Origin of the sequence: Rhizobium croatiense, from assembly GCF_019793465.1 — a bacterium.
Lineage (GTDB): Bacteria > Pseudomonadota > Alphaproteobacteria > Rhizobiales > Rhizobiaceae > Rhizobium > Rhizobium croatiense.
Genome location: NZ_JAILYJ010000040.1, coordinates 1 through 4,151, shown reverse-complemented (window position 1 = coordinate 4,151; position 4,151 = coordinate 1). Strand labels below are relative to the sequence as shown.

Here is a 4,151-nt window from a genome sequence, read left to right as displayed (position 1 = left end):
GCGCAACCAGCCCGCCTCCCTGAATGAAGCCGGAAAACTCTAGCATCCGGTGGTCCAACGTTTGGGAGCGTTTCAAAGACCGCCGAGGCTCTAATCGCCGCCGGATGAAAATTCAGTGGCAGGTCATTTGGTCTCGATGTTGCACAAGGAGCCAATTCCAGCGGCCACGAAGTACTTGGTATGCACCCGTGGGAACAACATGGGCGCTTCAATTGAACGGAAACTCAAATTTATGGCTGGCTCTGACAAATTACGGACGATCAGCGATAGTTCGGGTCTCCAGCGGGATTGCAGCATGAGGCCGGCAGTCAATACCAAAGGACATTACTGCGACTTCGCCGAATGCCGGTAATAGACATCCGCCAGAATGTGGTGGTCATGGCGGTAGACTTCGGCCATGATATTATAGAGGCTTGGATCGTGAGCCTCGAAATCTTCTGATGTGGCAATGGTGAGATTGCCTCGGCTGTAAGCCAAGTTCGTATTGAACCAAAATCGCGTGCCCTCGGCCCAATACTCATCGACGTTGTTCTCCATATAGGAACACGCCCAGAGGCCTTTCTCGTAGGCGTGCGAATAGGCACGTTCAACTCGTGCAACGAGATCAGGATCTACCGTGCGCAGCGCGTTGAAAATATTATGTGAGAATTCGTGAACAAGAATGTTCCCGCCGTAATACCGCGTGCCCGGCACGCCCATCAAATTCTCCACAGCTCCCGTCGTGTAGAGCCCGCCCATGCCGCGCGCCCTTTGTGCCCAGTAGTCTCGGGCAGTCATCTTGCCGATCGTGTTGGCGTAATCCCGCCGCTCGTCAGGGGTGAGACGTGGATCATCGGGAAGAGGCTTCTTCCAATCCCGCTGCTCGGGAATATCAGTCGTCGTCTCGTCAATTGCCATGACGCCCACCCGCGCTCCAGCCTGGATTAAAGCATCGCGGACATCACGGCGTTCTGACAACATGTAGAGGACAATGTCACGTGAGATCAATAGTGCCGTGTCTGGAACCTTGTTTGACGAAATAATAGGTATGCCCGCTGCGTCAGCATATTTGGCATAAAATGGATCCAGATTGAGTGATGTCGGTGGGCTGCGAACTATGAAAGTCTCGAAACTCGATACATCAGCCGCGGACAAAGGCGAGTCAGATAAGACATTCTCAGCGCCGCCGAGTCTGCCTGCGGATGCAGCAAGAAGGTACCCACCGCACAACACCATCCCCATCGAGCATACATCCATCATCGTGACCTCTCGTTAACGGCTGTCTTTCGTGAGACGACGCAACAACCGTGCCAGTCACTAAGTATTTCCTCGGGGGCTCATCGGCGCCGCCGGCTCTGTACCAGACCATGTGCGTGACGATCGGCAACCGGTGACCAGGGTATGACGATCACCTCATACCGTTATCTAGGAGAAAATTGCGATCTCGCGGCCGCCTCGCCAGTCCTGGGAGGCGTTTGCTGTGTCCGGGGTCCTAAAAGCTTGCACCGGAAACGCACTGATCTAGGAATCCATTCCTGTACCCATCATCTTCTCCCGAGGTCGGGATCGCCAGGCAAGTATGTCCTCTGGCAATCTTCGCCGATACCCAGCGTGCCGGTCCATGGGCTGCGATAGCCAAAGCGAACCAGGGCGTTTTGCGAGGGGAACCCCTTTCAGATTCAACAGGAGAATGCTGCTGCCTATCGCCGCGTCCCATTTTGTGTGGAATCAGACTGTCGCAAACCGAACATTCCGAAAAAACCCCTCCGCCAGGTCGGGTCGTTCGACGACTTTCGACGCCGGGATAGACCAGCCCGGTTCCGCCGAGGGTTCTAATGTGATCTCGACAATTTGCCTGATTATCGCCGAAAACGTCTTTGGCTTGCTTCTGCCTGAGTAGCGAGCCTCTCAGTCATGGTCAACTTTTCAGTTCAATGTCCTGGATGCCTGATCAAGATGATCCAGCATGATGGACAAGGCGGCATGTTCACGAAGAAGTTGGAGCAGCCGCTTCATCTGGCGTCGGCAGCCGATGGCAGGCCGATTGATTGGAACGCATCCATTGGACGGATGAGTTCCATCCAAACAAATGATTTCACCAGCTTATACCAGTGCCATTAGAAGCGCCCCAACGAGTGCGTATCAAGTAGTTGCTCTGTCGACGCCTGGACAGAGTATTAAGTGGAGGTTTAGGTATGAGCCCTCAGGTGCGGTGGAAAGTGTGCTGGGAAAACGAGTTGGAGCTCTCTGACCACACGGAGCTCGCAGATTTCTTTCGGAAGACCTATGGGCCAACTGGAGCTTACAACGCCCTTCCATTCGAAGGTGCTCGTAGTTGGTCAGGAGCTAGGCCCGAGCTTCGCGTAATAGGCTATGATGCGCACGGTGTGGCCGCTCACATGGGGTTGTTGCGTCGTTTCGTTCGGGTTGGCGAGGTCGATCTACTCGTATGCGAGCTTGGATTGTGGGGCGTGCGTCCAGATCTTGAGGGGTACGGCATTAATTCGATGCGCATTGTTTACCCAGTGCTGCAGCAACTTGGCGTTCGGTTTGCGTTCGGCGGTGTTCGGCAGGCGTTGCGCAACCTTGTTCTCAGGCTCTGCCGAAATGGTCTTGCGACGGTTTTGGAAGGGGTACGCGTGCGATCCACCCTTGCCGATGTTTATCTCAACCTCCCGCCGACGCGCTGTGAAAACGTAATTTTGGTAGTATTCCCAATAGGATGCTCAATGAGTGATTGGCCATCGGGGACCTTGATCGAGCGGAATGGCCCTGAGCTATGAAAGAGCATGGTCCCATAGCTGAAGTTATCCGAAGAGACGGTGGCGGCCCAGTGATCGGTGCGTCTATTTAACCCTCGATGACGGACCGACCCACACGATGACACATCCCGCACCTTTCGATCTGCGAACGCTTAGACGTCAAGCGTGAGATATTCGAGACAAGCAGGACCATCAGGAACATATGCCCCGAAGCCTCGGTACCGCAATCCGGGCACCTGGTGGAAGTATGAACATCATCGGCTAATGCCGTATTTTTGCGCGCTCGCGGGTTCACGATCCGCGCTCCTCGTTCGACCCGCTAACTGACGCCACTGCCGCAGAGCACGGCATCGGAGCCTGCGCACAAGCGCACTGCCGACCATACTGCGATGGCCGACAACCCAGATCTTCTTGTTGGACAAGTCGTACACTCAGAGCTCTTCCCGGCTGTTCAGGGCCTTCCAGTGCTTGACATCCTCGCGCACCATCTCGGCGACGAGCTCCTGAACCGGGGCCTTGTGTTGCCAGCCCAGCTTCTGGCGGGCCTTGGTCGGATCACCGGCAGAAGATCAACTTCCGTCGGGCGGAGGTATCGAGGATCGACTTCAACAAGGCAGGCACCGGACGCGGAGTCGTAGCCAGTCGACGCCGGACGCCTTCCATTCCAAAGTAATGTTCACGTCGGCAAAAGCCCGCTCGAGAAATTGGCCGACACTCGTCGTCTCGCCGGTCGCCAAGACGTGGCCATCCGGTTTGTCCTGCTGCAGCATGCGCGACATGCCCTCGACATACTCACGTGCGTGGCCCCAGTCGTAGCTCCTGGCGCTGTTTTTGGCCAGCTGTCGGGCGCGGCGGGCCTGCGCGATCGAAGTTGGCTTGTTCAGCCACAAGGCGAAGCTCTATCACCTGGGCGCTCGCAGCGTCTCCCGTGCGATACGCCATTTCTCTCTTGGCTACAGGGATGTGCGATTGTCTCCTGTTTTCAAAGCTCTTTGTCCTGCTGATGGTCGCGGTCGCGCTGGCGCGCGGTCGACCTAGACATGTCCTGCGATTGATGAATCGATTGTGAGGTGACGAGAGCGACCGAAGCTGATTCAACATCCACAGCGGAGAGGTGGATGATGGGACAGGCCCTGAGCGATGATCTCCTAATACGGGTTTTGAAAGCGTCTGCGGCGGGCATGTCGGCTCGACAGGCTGCGGCTCGTTTCGGAGTTGGGATTTCGACGGCGATCCGCTGGATTGAAGAGCGAAAGAGGGTGAGTTAACTGCTCTGCCACAGAGCTGGAGACGACCTTCGGCAGTGGATGCACACGAGGAATTCGTTGTCGCGTTGATCAACGAGCGTAGGGATGTGACGCTCGATGAGATGGTTGAGCGCTTGTCCGTCGAGCGGCAGGTGAAGATCAG

2 protein-coding genes and 2 pseudogenes are annotated in these 4,151 nt (G+C 56.1%); 2 read left to right on the top strand and 2 right to left on the bottom strand.

All coding sequences use genetic code 11. The features are described 5' to 3' along the window. Positions 1-324: 324 nt before the first annotated feature. A complete protein-coding gene (locus tag K6M89_RS30400) occupies positions 325-1,239 on the bottom strand; it encodes a hypothetical protein (RefSeq protein WP_010034735.1) in 915 nt (304 codons plus the stop codon). 935 nt (positions 1,240-2,174) lie between these two features. On the opposite strand from K6M89_RS30400, the gene nodA reads away from it, so the two are divergent. After that, complete coding sequence (nodA, locus tag K6M89_RS30395) at positions 2,175-2,762, top strand: nodulation N-acyltransferase NodA (protein WP_004679687.1); 588 nt, start codon at positions 2,175-2,177, stop codon at positions 2,760-2,762. A 410-nt stretch (positions 2,763-3,172) separates the two neighbouring features. Here nodA and K6M89_RS30390 read toward each other — a convergent pair. Then, a pseudogene (locus tag K6M89_RS30390) lies at positions 3,173-3,631 on the bottom strand (GDP-mannose 4,6-dehydratase). A 231-nt stretch (positions 3,632-3,862) separates the two neighbouring features. On the opposite strand from K6M89_RS30390, the pseudogene K6M89_RS30385 reads away from it, so the two are divergent. Further along, a pseudogene (locus K6M89_RS30385) lies at positions 3,863-4,151 on the top strand (helix-turn-helix domain-containing protein); the annotation flags it as partial.

Coding starts and splice junctions, on each gene's coding strand:
- K6M89_RS30400 (WP_010034735.1), bottom strand. CDS start 1,239: ATGATGGATGTATGCTCGATGGGGATGGTGTTGTGCGGTGGGTACCTT.
- nodA (WP_004679687.1), top strand. CDS start 2,175: ATGAGCCCTCAGGTGCGGTGGAAAGTGTGCTGGGAAAACGAGTTGGAG.